Here is a 15,688-nt window from a genome sequence, read left to right on the forward strand (position 1 = left end):
AAGGAAATAATTATAACTCATCAGTTTTTAAATAGGGATGTGGATTGCTTGTTTTTGGTGGAAGATCAATACATTTATTTAACACTTTAGACGTAACACATTTTGGGATAAGTAAGAACAATACAGAGCAGGAGGTTGTAAATTGAAATGATAATATAGTTAACCCTTTGTTAGTAAAATAATTATCGTTTTTTTAATGGGTGTATGTGCCCACTATTTTGTGATGAAAAGGTGGTTATATGTCATATCTTGATCCGATGGAGCTTTCTATCCGCTTCGGAAATCGTAATAATTTAGGTGCTGATAAGCGATGGACAGATAAATCCGATCCTCTTCGTACTCTTAATCAAGAGCAATTTACTTACATTTATGAGGATAGTCTGCACTTTCTTTACGGTCGATATAGATTCAATTCAAGTAATGGACACGACAATATTTTGACGGATATGCAGGTGTCGAAAATCAAGACGGGAAAATATATTGATCAGTATGGTCACGATGAGCAGTATGAGGTTATTGGTCTCCTTGGTGGCATGGGAACGTTTCCTTTGCATTCAATATTCGGTACGTTCAGAACAGAAGAAATAGATTTGGTTAGTTACTATTTTTATATAGCATATGTATTGACGGGGAGTTATTCAGTTCAAAATCGTTATTTTTACCAAGGTTATCCAATGGGACCCAATAAAGATGAGGGGTTGGATTATCTTCTTTCATGGAATGCGGTTGACATCATTCCACCACCGCATGAACCTGGTTTACCGCGATATTTTCCTTTGATTAATGGTTATATTCTCTTCCCTTCAGCGACTGAGGCCGTGGTCATATCGAATATTCCCACTGGCGCGAAGTTTATCCGTTTGGAGGAAACCGGAAATAGATTTCCTTTTACTGGAGAAATTGTCACCAGAACGCCTTATATTTTAACAGATAAGTTGCGGCAACAATGGGAAGAGGAGGAACAGCAGGGGGTACCGATAGAGGAGCGCGGACATTTCGACGAAGACGACCTGTGGCAATATGACGAACAGCAAGGGGATTGGGTGAAGTGGGCAGTGTAGTTTAAATTTTTCTGCTTACTGACTCAGGTGTTTTGATACTGAGAGTCAGCAGGTGGATGTCGTTATTCGATTGCTGCCCGCAGAAGAGGGCAGCAACCGGGCGTTGATTATGCAAATAGCGAGTAAAGGACGGCGGAGATAGCAACCAGCCCCAGGAAGACGACAAATACGTTACTCAGTTTGCCGCTATATTTGCGCATAGCAGGTACTTTACGGATTGCATACATTGGCATAATGAACAGCAGCATTGCGATAATTGGACCACCCAATCTTTCGATCATTTCCAGGATACTTGGGTTCAGGGTAGCGACTATCCATGTGGTCACTAACATGAAAATGGACGTGATACGATTCAGCTTTTTAGGCTCAATGGTTTTGCCTTGGTCGCGCAGTGCCTTAACAACCATACCGTTAAAGCCTTCACGAGCCCCCAGATAATGACCAAGGAAAGACTTAGTAATTGCGATAAATGCAATAAACGGAGCAATGTAGGCAATCACTGGTGTATTAAAGTGGTTAGCCAGATAAGACAGAATAGAAATATTTTGTGTTTTGGCTTCTGCCAGGTTCTCTGAAGACAGACTCAATACGCAACTGAATACGAAGAACATGACGGTTATAACCATCATGATGTGAGCGTATGACAGAATGCGTGAGCATTTTTTCTCAGCGTTCTCACCATACTCTTCACGTTTTGCTACCGCGAACGCCGAGATGATTGGTGAGTGATTGAAAGAGAACACCATGACTGGAATCGCCAGCCACAGAGTAATCAGCAGTCCATGGCTTGCACCGGCAGTAGAAACAGTGATGTTTTCGAAGATAGCGGTGTTCCAGTTAGGAATTAAGTAAAACGCCAGTAACATCAAAACTGCAACAAATGGGAATACCAGTACGCTCATTGCCTTAACGATAGCTTGTTCACCGAAACGAACGATGCTCATTATACCGACAATCAAGATCAGCGCCAGTAGGGCACGAGGTGGAGAGGGCAGATGTAATTGATGAACAATAAAACTGTCCACGGTGTTGGTAATAGCAACGCTGTAAACCAGCAGAATCGGATAAATAGCGAAGAAGTAGAGCAGGGTGATCAATTTACCTGCCAGGTTGCCAAAGTGTTCTTCTACCACTTCGGTAATATCTTCACCTGGATTCTTGCCGGACAGAACGAAACGGCACATTCCGCGGTGAGCAAAGAATGTCATTGGGAAAGCTAGCAGTGCCATCACCAGCAGGGGCAGCAGACCACCAATACCTGCGTTGATGGGTAGAAACAGCACACCAGCACCAATCGCGGTACCATATAAGCCAAGCATCCATACTGTATCTGATTTACGCCAGGTTTTATAATCGCTTGGGCTGGTAGCCGGGGAAGCGATCGTACCTGTTTGAGTCATATCCATAGTTATCTCCGAGAATAACGCGGTAAATTAAAAAACAAAACTACAATGCCGCATGCATGTAAATGCGTGTGGTCTAACTCTTTCTTTATAAGTATAAATTCTTTAAATATCTCTGGTTTTTATTACCACATTAACATCTTGGTCGAAAATTAGACTTTAAATTAGTCAGCCAGAATTTTCGCTTTACTTTCTCTTTTGAAAGAAAGTTTGGGAATTTTAAAGCTAAAATTTTGATTTCGGCAAGATAGCGATTTTTAGTGAATACTACCGTGATCATCGTCTCAAATGCGTAATATATCCCGAAAAGTCATCATGTTACGAAATTTAGTGTAATTGTTACCCGAATATTGCCAATTTTAATAAGGTCAAATTATAACCTCAATTTATCTATTACTCAACTCTCATTATTCTCTTATGTTTTTGCTATTTCCTATCTTGTGTTTATATATTAGTGAATGCAAGCGACAAATAGAAGTAAGAGTTAATAAATTGATAAATATCAATTTGTTACCAGATATGAAAATATGTATATCTTGTGCGATGTTTGTATCTTTGTGAAAAATATATATAAAATAAGGATATCAAATTGATAACATCAATAATATGCATGAAATATGTACTATTCATTCTTTGATCAGATTTTAATAATCTCTTTCGTTATGTATTTATTTATATAGTGATTTGTACAGATTTATTGATTTATGAAAAGAGTTGAGCTGAATTTAAGAGCAAATAAATGTTAAATAGGGTGTGGGATATTATCCTGCTGTTTAACTAATACTCATTTTTGCGTGTGAAATTAGCCAACAATTTCTAATAAAAAGATCTTGATTAAGACGGAGTTTGCTTATCTGATATGATTTAGTTGCATGTATATTGTTTGTTAAAAACACTGTGCTGGCATAAATACCCGCACTTTTGTGAGTCCGGATTATTGGCAGTGTGTTGCTAGCTTTTTATCCAACCTTTCCGGATAGGAAAAGAGCAGCAGCGCTGATACAGGCTGTGTAATCTTTTTTGCAAATTTTCGCCGAACAGAGTCCATACCATTTGTGTAAAAGCACAGCCTATTAGGCTGACGAGAAATGCCCCAACCATATCCATCGGCCAATGAACGCCTAAATAGACTCTGGCCCATGCGATAACCAGTGCGGTTGCCATCAAACACAAACCGGGTAAGATTCTGTGCCAGAACAGGAAGGATAAAGCGAAAGTGAAGACAGTTGTTCCATGATTACTTGGGAATGAGGTTGTTGGCGCGTGGGGAAGAAAATTGTAACCAAAACCTTCGACGAAAGGGCGGTCGTGAGGGCAGAGTAAACCGATACAGAATGAGGCTAGTATAGCAAAACAGAAAGCCATAGCGGTTTTACTGACGATAATCCGGTGACGGGGAAGCGCGCGTTCTGAACCCCAAAACCAGAAACCAGCCAATGTCAGAGGGAAAATAAGAACCAGGTATTTCGCAATGAAAATAGCCATCGCAATCATGACAGGTGACGATTCAGGCGTAGCATTGAAAAAAGTAAACAGATTGTGGTTTATTTGCTCTAACAAATCAGGCCTCACATAAGGTCATTTATTTTGTACATCACGACAGCTGGACGTAAGAGGGTAAAATTGCTTGGCTTGTGAGTAAAGAATAATTGTCTTGATTATGTATGTTATTTATTTTTGGTTTATATTTCCATCAAGGAAATATCTGGGGGTAATGAGGGTAAAAAATGAACAATCCATTGATATATATAATAGTATTCTCTGGTTTAGCCCTGTGGTAGTACTCATATCTGATAGCTTGAGCGTCAGTAGAGCTGGTGATGTGTTGATGAACGTCATACTCTTCAGGCAATAAAAAAACCCGATAGTCTTGAACCAAAATGGATGAACTATCGGGTTCCTCAATATTGGGATATCAAAGAAAAGCAGTGGCATTAAGTCAGACTACGATTTAGCAAGAAAGTTCTTCGTGATGAAGAAAAAAATGCAGATTTTTTTTCGGTTTGATGAAAATAACATTTTTTGCACAAATCAATCTGGTCAACAGTTATAATAACCACCCGCTATTTTTACAGTAACAAAGTAGAGCGTGAAGTTTGTTTATTGCAACAGTTGGTGTTCTTTTACATACGCTTCGAAATCTGTGCAGCCACCGATATGTTTTTCATCAACGAAAATCTGTGGAACAGTTTCTACGGGTTTGCCAACTGTTTTTTCCAGATCAGCTTTAGTGATGCCTTCTGCGTGAATATCAACATAACGGAAGTCAAAGTCATCACGCTGTTCTTTCAGTCGTTCAGCCAACTCTTTCGCGCGGACACAGTACGGGCAGCCAGGACGGCCGAAAATCACAGTAAACATATAAACTCCTCTTGGTTATCTTAAGATATACCCTTCATCTTTCAAGTTGCTACTTTGTTGGCTGCGTTCACTTACCCCAGTCACATCGTTATCTATGCTCCTAGGGATGCCGTTCACTTGCCGCCGCGCTGCAACTTGAAATCTATTGGGTATAGTACTATTTGCTGTATTGCTCATGTTCATTTATCGCTACTATGCCTGTATAGATCGGCAAAAAAAAGCAGGAATTGCCTTTTGTTTTAATTAATCATACTGATTTTGGCGGCGGGATTTCGGTAGTATAATGCAAACCATATTATCAGTGAGGGTGCAAATGCAGGGTCATAAAGACGGTATGAGTTCATTGGCAGATATGCCGAAGCAGGTTATCCTGCTGGAAATTATCGGCATCGGGTGGCTGATACTGGCATATTTGACTATTAATGATATTGTCATCTTAACAGATCTACTAATGACGTCGGAAGCGCATATTGTTATGATTTTCGCTGGTATTGGTTGTTTGGTTCCTGCCGCGGTCAACATTGTCTGGCGTGCAGTATACGGCCTCTCTTTTCTGGGAATCGATGATAAAAAAGAGAGTAAAAATAAGGCAAAAGCGAGCGATAACGGTAAAGAAAAATAATTTATCAGCTATTGGTGATAGCGCGATAAAGAATTATTTCGTAAGCTATAGCGCTTTTTCATTTTCCGTTGTATGGGGTTGTTAGATGGGTTCACTTGTCATTCCTGACTTATCAGTATTGCGTGAGTGGTTGGATCAGCTCAAAATTTCCTACTTTGAGTGCGATTCGTGCCAGGCATTGCATCTACCTCATATGCAGAATATTGATGGTTTATTCGATGCTAAAATTGATCTGTTGGACAATGTAATTTTGTTCTCTGCTTTGGCTGAGGTGAAGCCAACAGCAATTATTCCTCTGATGGCTAATTTAAGCCAAATTAACTCCAGTTCGCTGACGATTAAGGCTTTTCTTGATATTCAGGATGAAAACTTACCGAAGTTAGTGGTATGTCAATCTTTCCTTGTTTCAGCCGGGCTGACTTTTTCCCAGTTTTCTCATTTTTTGCAGCAGGGCGAAGAACAGATTGCGGGCGTGGTTTTTGAAATTCACAGTAATAACTTGTTGTATATTAACCGTGATATCGAAATCGAAGGTGATATTGAAGAGGAAGAAGAGTTACAGGCTTCCGTTAAAACACCGACTTTTACTTTACACTAATATTTCCAACATGGTCATTCAACAATGCAATGTACGCAGTATTCCGCGGGGCATTGTCACTCCTGTCAGTGGCTCGAAAAACCCTATTTTCAGCAGTTAGAAGATAAACAGCAGAATTTAAAACAGTTATTGTGCCAAACCATCGTGAATCAATGGTTGCTTCCGATTGCCAGTCAACAAAACGCCTTTCGTAATAAAGCTAAAATGGTCGTCAGTGGCAGTGTAGAGCGTCCATTGCTGGGCATGTTGCATCGCGATGGGGTTGCCGTTGATCTGTGTAATTGTCCTCTCTATCCGGCGCATTTTCAGCCTGTATTTGATGTCGTTAAATCTTTCATTGCTTGTGCTGGCTTGACGCCATATAACGTTGCCCGTAAACGGGGTGAGCTGAAATACCTGTTACTGACAGAAAGTCGTCATAGCGGTGAAATGATGCTGCGTTTTGTACTGCGCTCTGAAATGAAAATTGCTCAACTGGAACGTGCTTTGCCCCGATTGCGGGAGCAATTGCCACAGCTTACGGTTATCTCTGTCAATATTCAGCCAATCCATATGGCGATCCTGGAAGGCGAAAAGGAGATCCTGTTTACTGAGCAAAAAGCACTAAAAGAAGAATTTAATGGCGTTCCTCTTTATATTCGTCCACGCAGTTTTTTCCAGACTAACCCGGAAATTGCTTCTGAGTTGTATGCGACGGCAAGGCACTGGGTTCGTGAACTGAAAATCAGCAGTATGTGGGATCTGTTCTGTGGCGTTGGTGGTTTTGGCCTTCATTGTGCGGATAAAGATACCCGTTTAACTGGAATTGAAATCAGCCCTGAAGCGATTGATTGTGCCGCTGATTCGGCCAAAACATTGGGTTTGGAAAACATCGAGTTCAAGGCGTTGGATTCAACGCACTTTGCCGTAGCAAAGGATCACATTCCTCAATTGGTTCTGGTCAATCCACCTCGTCGGGGAATGGGTAAAGAGTTGTGTGATTATCTCAGTAGAATGGCACCGGATTATATTCTTTATTCAAGCTGCAATGCTCAGACAATGGCGAAGGATATCACTGCGTTGGTCAATTACCGTGTGGAAAAGACACAGTTGTTCGATATGTTTCCTCATACTGAGCATTACGAAGTTTTGACGTTATTGGTGTCAAATCAAAACTGAATGATAGGCGTGACTGGGATGGGGTTCCGGTAGGAACGCCCTATCCCTTTTCATTACGCCCGTTTAATTACGATGCTCAAAAGCCAGCGCACGGCGTTCAATCATCCGCATCAGCAAAGTCAGGATGCCGTTAACACACAGATAAATCACACCTGCGGCAACAAAAACCATCACATCATAATTACGGCCAAACAGAAGCTGACTGTATCCCATGACCTCCAGCAAAGTTATCGTACTTGCAAGAGAAGTACTCTTGAAAATCAATACAACTTCGTTGGAATAAGAAGACAACGCCCGTTTGAAGGCATATGGCAGCAGGATCCGCATGGATTGTGCTTTAGACATTCCCAACGCCTGGCAGGATTGCCATTGACCCACGGGAATGGCCTTTACTGCGCCATAGAACAGCAGGGTAGAATATGCCGCGCTGTTAAGCGCCAGTGTTACCATTGCACACAGCCAGGGTTGAGACAGTAAATGCCAGAGCCACGGATACTCTTTTAAAGATGGAAACTGCCCAGGCCCATAATAAACTAGAAAGAACTGCACCAGCAAAGGGGTACCGGTGAACAGAGTAATGTAGGTTTTTACCAGCTGTGTCAGTACCGGCAATTTGATGGTTAGAACCATAGTGAACAGCACGGACATCATGAAAGCGGTAAAAAGAGCCGCAACGGTCAGACTCAGACTGGTTTGCAGCCCTGACAGAATTTGTTGAATATACTCAAGCATCAGGAAGCACTCCGATCAAAGCGTGTGGTATGCATCTCAATTTTCTTCAGAATAAACTGACTGATCAGGGTGATAGCCAGATAGATAAGCGCCACAATCATATACCAGGTAAAGGGTTCCTGAGTCCGTGTCGCAATACTTTTGGTTTGCAGCATCAGATCATTAACACTGATAAGCGATACCAATGCGGTGTCTTTTAGTAAAACCAGCCATTGGTTACCGAGCCCTGGCAGAGCATGTCGCCACATCTGCGGCATGATCAGACGGAAAAATATTTCAGTACGGCCGAGACCTAATGCTTGACCAGCTTCCCATTGGCCGGCAGGAATGGCTTTTATCGCGCCACGAAGTGTTTGGGATGCATAGGCAGAGTAGAGCAGGGAAAGTGCAATGACACCACAAAGGAATGGGCTGACATAAAAATCCTGAATATCTATCTGAATTCTGGGATGCCAGAAAATAAGATAAACATCAAAGCCATCCGCCAGTGTCATCAGCAGTTGTGATGCGCCGAAGTAGACGAAAAGTACGACTAAAATTTCCGGCAATCCCCGGAACAGGGTAACCCAGCAGGTGCCAAGCATGGCAAAAGGTTTCCAGCGCGCTGATTCCCAGGCAGCAAATAGCATTGCTAAAATTAGACCAAGCACTAACGCAGAAACGGCAAGGCCGACGGTGATGCCGGCGGCACTTGCTAGAGATTGAAATTCATTCATTGAGATTCAGTTATTATTCAAACCATTTTTTATAGATGATGTCATAAATGCCATCTCGTTTGATTTCAGCCAGTGCTTTGTTCAGTTTATCCTGTAGCTCTTTGTTGCCTTTACGCACCGCAATCCCTAAACCGATACCAAAGTAATTCTTGTCAGTGACTTTGTTACCCACGGTACTTAAGTTTTCATTTTTTTTCAGCCATTCGTTGACAACGGCAGTGTCACCGAAAACGGCATCCAGACGGCCATTTTTCAGATCCAGAATGGCATTTTGATAGCTGTCATAAGGAACGGTTTTAATCTCTTTTCGTTGTTCCATCAGGTACTTTTGGTGAGTTGTACCATTCTGGATACCCACTTGTTTACCTTTTAGTTCAGCGATGCTGGAAACCTTGCCTTTAACTGCGATAAATGTCGCTGAGTTATCGTAATAAGTGTTAGTAAAATCAACCTGTTCCTGGCGTTCAGGGGTGATATCAATACCTGCTGCTAAAGCGTCGAAGCGACGGAATTTCAGACTTGGGATCAGGCTGTCAAATGATTGGTTAGTGAAAGTACATGTCGCATTAATTTGCTCACAGATAGCATTAGCCAGATCGACATCAAAACCCTGAATTTTATTATTTGCATCAATGAATTCAAACGGAGGATAAGTGGCTTCCGTGGCAAAACGAAGGGTCTCTTTTCCCGTGGCGGTTGCAGATAAAGTAACGGTACCCAGGAGGGCGGCAAGGAGTAATTTTTTCATCGCTATATCCTATAATAGTTAGTGTGACAGATAATTAGCAAAGGCTTTGGTTTGTGGTTGAGTAAAATGGCTGATATCACCTTGTTCTATAATGCGGCCGTTTTCCATATAGACGACACGACTCGCGGCTTTACGGGCGATTTCTACTTCATGGGTAACGATAATCTGTGTAATACCTGTTGCGGACAATTCATGGATAATATTCACCACTTGGGCGGTGATTTCCGGGTCCAGTGCTGCCGTTGGTTCATCAAATAATAAAACCTGTGGCTCCATCATCAATGCCCGTGCAATAGCGACCCGCTGCTGTTGTCCACCGGATAAATGTTGTGGAAAGCGACCAGCAAAATCTTCCAGGCGCAAACGGGAAAGTAGCTTATCCGCCTTTTCCTGAGCCTGCTGTTTGGATAAACCGAGCACACGACAAGGTGCCTCGATCAGGTTATCCATAACAGTGAGGTGAGGCCACAAATTATATTGCTGAAAAACCATACCGACATTCTGGCGCAGAGAACGAATCTCCTTTATTCCTGGCGTTTGTTCAAAATCGAATTGATGATTAGCAATAGTCAACTGGCCGGATCGCGGTACTTCCAGTAGGTTTAATACGCGCAACAGCGTGCTTTTGCCTGCGCCACTCGGTCCTAGCAAAACCATCGTTTCCCCTGAGGAACACTTAAGATTAATATCAAACAGTGCCTGATGTGCGCCGTAATAGCAATCAATGCTTTTTAATTGAATACTCATGCTTTAATTTTGAATAGTCAGTGGTTTATCCCGATGCTAAACCCGTTGGCATAATTATGCAATATCTTACGCATAGAATATTATTAATTGATATTTCAATTATATGTCTGATTAACCTGTTCTACTCGCGCTTTGTACAATTCATTAACAAAAGCTTACTTATTCTGTTTCCATACAGCGGAAAATGAATAATTATTGCTTACTTTTTAGCAATTTCGTGCTCATATTATCATCAATAACATCAAATATCATTGTGCTGAAATGCTGATTAAGTAAAGAATGCGATCAGTAAAGGTGCCAGTAAGCTCAACAAAAAACCGTGAACAATAGCTGCTGGAACAATACTGACTCCACCACATCGTTGTAATATTGGTAAAGTGAAATCCATCGAAGTCGCACCACTTAATCCTATTGCGCTTGAGCGATACCGATTGACCAGAACGGGAATGAGCATAATTGCTACAAGTTCACGTACTAGGTCATTAAAGAATGCGGCACTGCCGATGACGGGCCCGTAAGCGTCAGAAAGTAAGATGCCAGAAAGAGAATACCAGCCATAACCGGAAGCAAACGCTAGACCTGTTTTGATCGGCAGTTCAAGGATGAGCGCGGCAATCGCACCGCCGGCAAGTGCGCTGACAGCAACGACAATCGCAATAATTGCACCCCGGCGGTTTAGCAATATCTGTTTGAGGTTCATGCCGCTGTTACGTAATTGAATACCTACCAGCAACAGTAAAACGACCAATGCAATTTCACTGGCACGATTGGCGAAATGCAGCCATGGCCAGTCGGTTAACCCAAGTAGAAAACCTAAAATCAGAACACCACATAATTTCAGTGATTCAAAAATCATATGTAAACGGGAAGGGGGTTTTTCCTGCTTATGCGGGCTGACAATCCAGGGATCGTGTTTTTCAAACAGGAATAATGCCAGCAGATTGCAGGCAAAAATACATAAGAAAAACACGGAGGCGTACTGAAAAATAAGAAATAGGTTGCTGCTTAAATTTTCCAATAAAGCAAGGCTGATTCCCATTAAAAACAGAATGACATAAACCATTGCATTAAGGAGGCGATGAACAGCATTTAACAGGGTTTTGTTATTCAAATGGATAAGATAGCCTAGCGTTAACGGCAAAAGAATGATCAGCAGTCCAGAGTACATAATTAATATCCTTTAAAAGCGGTTAACGTTTTTTTATCCAAGTTTAGTCTAAAAATTAGACTGAAAGACTACGAAAATAAAGATAACAATTTTTTTACATTAAGAGAATAGTCAGGATAGGGTGAAGTATGTTGTTGCTCAAAGAATTTTTTATTCTTAAAGTGAGTGTGTTATTAATAATTCTCTATGGGTATAAAAATCAAATGAGAACTGCATTTCTCTGGAATTGAGTGGAAATTTCTGGTTTTCGTGGTATTACAAGAAACATTGGTTTTTTACCATTCCTTTTATCCAATGCTTAAGGCGGTGATATTTAAATGAATTTTATTCGTTCGAAACGTCAATGGGTGGTGTTGTTAGCTATTGTGACAGTTATCGTATTGCTTCTAGGGTATTTTCTACATGGCCCAGAAACGGTTAAATATCAGACTGTACCTGTTATTAAAGGCGATTTGGAGAAAAATGTCCTGGCCACAGGGAAGCTGGATGCTGTCAGAAAAGTAGATGTAGGGGCGCAGGTTAGTGGTCAATTGCAAAACTTGTATGTTGAAGTGGGTGATAAGGTGACAAAAGGCCAATTATTGGCGTTAATCGATCCTAAGCCTGCTCAAAACCAGGTAAAAGAAGTTGAAGCGACAATTAAAGAATTGAGCGCTAATCTGATGGAGGCCAGAGCACAATTGAAACTGGCGCAGCTTACATTACAACGTCAGAATAATCTGGCAAAAGTGCAGGCAGTTTCTCACCAGGAATTGGATCAGGTTAAAACGGATGTTGAAGTGAAAAGAGCGAGGGTAGAAACTTTGCTGGCGCAAATCAGTAAAAATCAGGCCAGCCTTGATACTGCCCGGGCTAATTTACAATATACCCGTATTACCGCACCGATGGATGGCATTGTTGTCAATATCAAAACACTTCAGGGGCAAACGGTCATCGCCGCACAGGAAGCCCCGACTATTCTGACATTGGCTGATCTTGGCACGATGCTGGTAAAAGCAGAAGTTTCAGAGGCGGATGTTATTGGCCTGAAACCCGGTCAGAAAGCCTCTTTTACCGTATTAGGTGCACCTGATAAAAATTTCACTGGTGTGTTGAAAGATATCTTGCCGACACCAGAAAAGATTAATGATGCAATTTTCTTTTATGCCCGTTTTGAGGTGCCTAACCCTAAGCAACTTTTGCGTTTACAAATGACGGCTCAAGTAAAAGTCCAGCTCGATTCCCATCGTGGTGTGTTAATGATCCCGCTTTCTGCTCTGGGTAAACAGATTACCCCAACCCGCTATGAGGTGGATATTCTGAAAGGGGGCAAAGAAGAGAAACAGGAAGTGGCTATTGGTGTACGCAATGATGTGAATGTACAGATTTTGTCCGGTCTGAAAGAACATGAGCAGGTGATTACCGGTCGTGGTGAAACAGGGGATGAGTAATGAATGCATTACTTGAGCTGAGAGGCATAGAGCGCAGCTATTCCGCTGGCGAGCAACAGATAAAAGTACTTGATGATGTCACCTTGTCTATTCACTCCGGTGAGATGGTTGCGATTATCGGTGCTTCCGGGTCTGGCAAATCGACACTGATGAATATCCTTGGCTGTCTTGATAAACCCAGTCGTGGTGAATATCGGGTCGCGGGGCAGAATGTTGCTGAACTGAATAATGATGAACTGGCGGCACTGAGGCGGGAGCATTTTGGGTTTATTTTTCAGCGTTATCATTTGCTGACCCATTTGACTGCTGAACAGAATGTAGAAATTCCTGCTATTTACGCCGGGGCGACTAAAACTGTACGCAGACAGAGAGCAATAGAGTTGCTTGGTCGTCTGGGGCTTGACGAAAGAGTCAACTATCGGCCAGGGCAGCTCTCTGGTGGACAACAGCAGAGGGTCAGTATCGCCAGGGCGTTGATGAATGGTGGTCAGGTTATTTTGGCTGATGAGCCAACGGGGGCGTTGGATAGCCATTCTGGTGAAGAGGTGATGGCTATCCTCAAACAACTGTGTGAACAGGGGCATACCGTTATTATTGTCACGCATGATCCGAAAATCGCGGCGCAGGCACAGCGGATTATTGAGATCAAAGACGGTCACATTATGAATGACTCTGGCTCGCAACTGAGTAAAACCGTGACGGAAGCCCCACCGATAACAGTAAAAATATCATCAATACGTCAGATTTTTGGCCGGTTTAATGAAGCTTTATTGATGGCATGGCGGGCAATGGTCGTCAATAAGATGCGGACCTTGTTGACGATGTTAGGGATTATTATTGGTATCGCGTCTGTAGTGACTATTTTGGTTATTGGAGATGCCGCCAAGGCATTGGTGTTATCCGATATTAAAGAGATTGCAACCAATACCATTAGTGTTTATCCGGGAGAAGATTTTGGCAGCGATGATCCGGCCAGTAAGCAAGCGTTGAAAATCGCGGATGTAAACGCTATCAGAGCACAACCTTATATTCTGGCAGTTTCACCCGATATTGAGGGAGGGGCGCGCCTTCGTAAAGGGAACATTGATGTTGCTGCGAGAGTCTCCGGCATTGGTGATGAATATTTTCAGGTTTATGCTCTGCGTTTTGCTCAGGGAATGGGTTTTACATCGGATATGGTACGCCGTCAGGGGCAAGTTGTGGTCATTGATAAAAATACCCAGCGTAAATTATTTCCTCACCAAAAAAATGTGATTGGTGAAGTGATTCTGATGGGTAATATGCCTGCCACTATTGTCGGGGTGATAGCTGAAAGAAAATCGGCATTAGGCAGTGATAGTTCATTGCATGTCTGGTTACCTTATAGCACGATGACCAGTCGCCTGCTAAACCGGAATTATCTGGATTCAATTACTGTCAGAATCAAGGATGGTCATAACTCTAAGGAAGCAGAACAGAAGATTGTTCGATTGCTGACTTTACGCCATGGGAAAAAGGATATTTTCACCTATAACACGGATATGCTGATAAAAACGGTGGAAAAAACGACCCGTACTCTACAGCTGTTTTTGACAATGGTGGCAGTAATCTCACTGATCGTTGGTGGTATCGGGGTCATGAATATTATGTTGGTTTCGGTCACCGAACGCACGAGAGAGATTGGCATCCGTATGGCCGTAGGGGCCAGAACCAGTGATGTTATGCAGCAGTTTCTGATAGAAGCTATTTTGGTTTGTTTGGTTGGCGGTATTTTGGGAATAGCACTGTCTTATACGATAGCATTTATTGCGCAACTGGCACTGCCAGGCTGGAGTTTTGTTTTCCAGCCAGTGGCTTTACTGAGTGCTTTTGCCTGTTCTACTGCAATTGGTGTGATATTTGGGTTTTTGCCGGCCCGTAATGCTGCCCGCCTTGATCCGATAGACGCTCTGGCAAGAGAATAAGTGGAAGTTATGTCACCCCGCTGGCAAAATTGCCGGCGGGGTGTAAAAGTAACACCTGGTCATATTATCCATAGGTCAGGCTATCTGGCCTTTGGATTCGTTTTCAAGGGGAACAATAATGCTGGCATGATTTCCCTTTGGGCCTTGGTGAATGCTGAAATGCACCTTCTGGCCTGCTTTCAGAGTCCGGTAACCGTCCATCTGAATGGTTGAGTAATGAGCGAATATATCTTCTCCGCCGCTTGCCGGACAAATAAACCCAAAGCCCTTAGCATTATTGAACCACTTAACAGTACCTGTCTCCATACTTTTACATCCCTCGTTTAATCATTTCGGTTGAGATGAGTCGTTAATATAACATTCGTAAACAATCACATGTAACCAGTTACATTATCTATGTTTGTTCACAAAACATACTGTAGTAAAAATCAAATTCTCGTCAAGCACAGAACAAATGTCTGGTTGTTTTGAATGACTAAAGTTTGATATAGATAACGATATGAGTTTCGTTCATTCACTTTTATACCGGGTTTTTATAGGGGAATAACCTGTGGTAAACGGAGTTGCCCAGATAATGATAAGATAAATGGGAACGTAATTTATTTGCTGGCAGTGGCTGGTATTAGCGATTAATCCTGTTGGAAAAACAATGAGCGAGTATCATAACAATTTGAAAAGTAAAGAGTTGGTTAAGGATGAGCAACAGCAAAAATTGCAACCGCCATCAATGTATCAGGTCATTCTTAACAATGATGATTACACTCCGATGGAGTTTGTAGTTGACGTATTACGAAAGTTCTTTTCTTATGATGTTGAACGGGCAACGCAATTAATGTTGGATGTCCATTATCAGGGTAAAGCTATTTGTGGGGTTTATACCGCAGAGGTGGCAGAAACTAAAGCGGCTCAGGTAAATATGTATGCCAGGGAGCACGGGCATCCATTACTTTGTACGCTGGAAAAAATCTGACCAGGTATACTGATTTTAGGGGGAGGTGCCT

General features: G+C 42.2%; 16 protein-coding genes. 7 read left to right on the top strand and 9 right to left on the bottom strand.

Going from position 1 to position 15,688, the window contains the following annotated elements; genetic code table 11:
- Positions 1-239 precede the first annotated feature (239 nt).
- Positions 240-1,061: a hypothetical protein gene (locus VY86_RS15555; protein WP_046975639.1), complete on the top strand. Its 822-nt coding sequence runs from the start codon at positions 240-242 to the stop codon at positions 1,059-1,061.
- A gap of 107 nt (positions 1,062-1,168) precedes the next feature.
- Here the strand turns inward: VY86_RS15555 and VY86_RS15560 are convergent, their stop codons facing one another.
- From VY86_RS15560 to VY86_RS15570, 3 genes are all read right to left on the bottom strand, one after another.
- Positions 1,169-2,467 carry an HAAAP family serine/threonine permease gene (locus VY86_RS15560; RefSeq protein WP_046975640.1) on the bottom strand — a complete coding sequence of 433 codons (1,299 nt, stop codon included), beginning with the start codon at positions 2,465-2,467 and terminating at the stop codon, positions 1,169-1,171.
- Positions 2,468-3,415: 948 nt separating this feature from the next.
- Positions 3,416-4,024 carry an undecaprenyl-diphosphate phosphatase gene (gene ybjG, locus VY86_RS15565; RefSeq protein WP_046976908.1) on the bottom strand — a complete coding sequence of 203 codons (609 nt, stop codon included), beginning with the start codon at positions 4,022-4,024 and terminating at the stop codon, positions 3,416-3,418.
- 540 nt (positions 4,025-4,564) lie between these two features.
- Entirely contained in the window at positions 4,565-4,825 is a 261-nt protein-coding gene (locus VY86_RS15570) for a GrxA family glutaredoxin (protein ID WP_011145878.1), read from the bottom strand.
- A 283-nt stretch (positions 4,826-5,108) separates the two neighbouring features.
- Here VY86_RS15570 and VY86_RS15575 point away from each other — a divergent pair, with 283 nt between their 5' ends.
- The 3 genes from VY86_RS15575 to rlmC all read left to right on the top strand — a co-directional run bounded on the left by VY86_RS15575 (position 5,109) and on the right by rlmC (position 7,203).
- Entirely contained in the window at positions 5,109-5,447 is a 339-nt protein-coding gene (locus VY86_RS15575; protein ID WP_228939615.1) for a YbjC family protein, read from the top strand.
- 85 nt (positions 5,448-5,532) lie between these two features.
- Positions 5,533-6,045, top strand: a complete 513-nt coding sequence (locus VY86_RS15580) for a type III secretion system chaperone family protein (protein WP_046975641.1) — start codon at positions 5,533-5,535, stop codon at positions 6,043-6,045.
- 24 nt (positions 6,046-6,069) lie between these two features.
- Positions 6,070-7,203 carry a 23S rRNA (uracil(747)-C(5))-methyltransferase RlmC gene (rlmC, locus tag VY86_RS15585; protein WP_046975642.1) on the top strand — a complete coding sequence of 378 codons (1,134 nt, stop codon included), beginning with the start codon at positions 6,070-6,072 and terminating at the stop codon, positions 7,201-7,203.
- Positions 7,204-7,266: 63 nt separating this feature from the next.
- Here the strand turns inward: rlmC and artM are convergent, their stop codons facing one another.
- From artM to VY86_RS15610, 5 genes are all read right to left on the bottom strand, one after another.
- On the bottom strand, positions 7,267-7,935 hold the full coding sequence (gene artM, locus VY86_RS15590) for an arginine ABC transporter permease ArtM (protein ID WP_046975643.1): 669 nt from the start codon (positions 7,933-7,935) through the stop codon (positions 7,267-7,269).
- Complete coding sequence (artQ, locus tag VY86_RS15595) at positions 7,935-8,651, bottom strand: arginine ABC transporter permease ArtQ (RefSeq protein WP_046975644.1); 717 nt, start codon at positions 8,649-8,651, stop codon at positions 7,935-7,937. The genes artM and artQ overlap by 1 nt, the downstream gene beginning before the upstream one ends.
- 13 nt (positions 8,652-8,664) lie before the next feature.
- Positions 8,665-9,399 carry an arginine ABC transporter substrate-binding protein gene (gene artJ / locus VY86_RS15600; RefSeq protein WP_046975645.1) on the bottom strand — a complete coding sequence of 245 codons (735 nt, stop codon included), beginning with the start codon at positions 9,397-9,399 and terminating at the stop codon, positions 8,665-8,667.
- 18 nt (positions 9,400-9,417) lie between these two features.
- Entirely contained in the window at positions 9,418-10,146 is a 729-nt protein-coding gene (gene artP / locus VY86_RS15605; protein ID WP_046975646.1) for an arginine ABC transporter ATP-binding protein ArtP, read from the bottom strand.
- A gap of 268 nt (positions 10,147-10,414) precedes the next feature.
- On the bottom strand, positions 10,415-11,314 hold the full coding sequence (locus VY86_RS15610; RefSeq protein ID WP_046975647.1) for a LysO family transporter: 900 nt from the start codon (positions 11,312-11,314) through the stop codon (positions 10,415-10,417).
- Positions 11,315-11,631: 317 nt separating this feature from the next.
- Here VY86_RS15610 and macA point away from each other — a divergent pair, with 317 nt between their 5' ends.
- A complete protein-coding gene (gene macA / locus VY86_RS15615; protein ID WP_046975648.1) occupies positions 11,632-12,744 on the top strand; it encodes a macrolide transporter subunit MacA in 1,113 nt (370 codons plus the stop codon).
- Positions 12,744-14,687 (top strand): macrolide ABC transporter ATP-binding protein/permease MacB, encoded by a 1,944-nt coding sequence (gene macB / locus VY86_RS15620; RefSeq protein ID WP_046975649.1) that lies wholly within the window; start codon positions 12,744-12,746, stop codon positions 14,685-14,687. Before macA ends, macB begins: the two co-directional genes overlap by 1 nt.
- Before the next feature lie 75 nt (positions 14,688-14,762).
- Here the strand turns inward: macB and cspD are convergent, their stop codons facing one another.
- Complete coding sequence (gene cspD / locus VY86_RS15625; RefSeq protein WP_046975650.1) at positions 14,763-14,993, bottom strand: cold shock-like protein CspD; 231 nt, start codon at positions 14,991-14,993, stop codon at positions 14,763-14,765.
- Positions 14,994-15,336: 343 nt separating this feature from the next.
- Between cspD and clpS the strand changes: the two genes are divergently transcribed.
- Positions 15,337-15,657 (top strand): ATP-dependent Clp protease adapter ClpS, encoded by a 321-nt coding sequence (clpS, locus tag VY86_RS15630; RefSeq protein WP_046975651.1) that lies wholly within the window; start codon positions 15,337-15,339, stop codon positions 15,655-15,657.
- The last annotated feature ends 31 nt before the right edge of the window (positions 15,658-15,688 follow it).

The sequence above is a fragment of the Photorhabdus thracensis genome (assembly GCF_001010285.1).
Lineage (GTDB): Bacteria > Pseudomonadota > Gammaproteobacteria > Enterobacterales > Enterobacteriaceae > Photorhabdus > Photorhabdus temperata.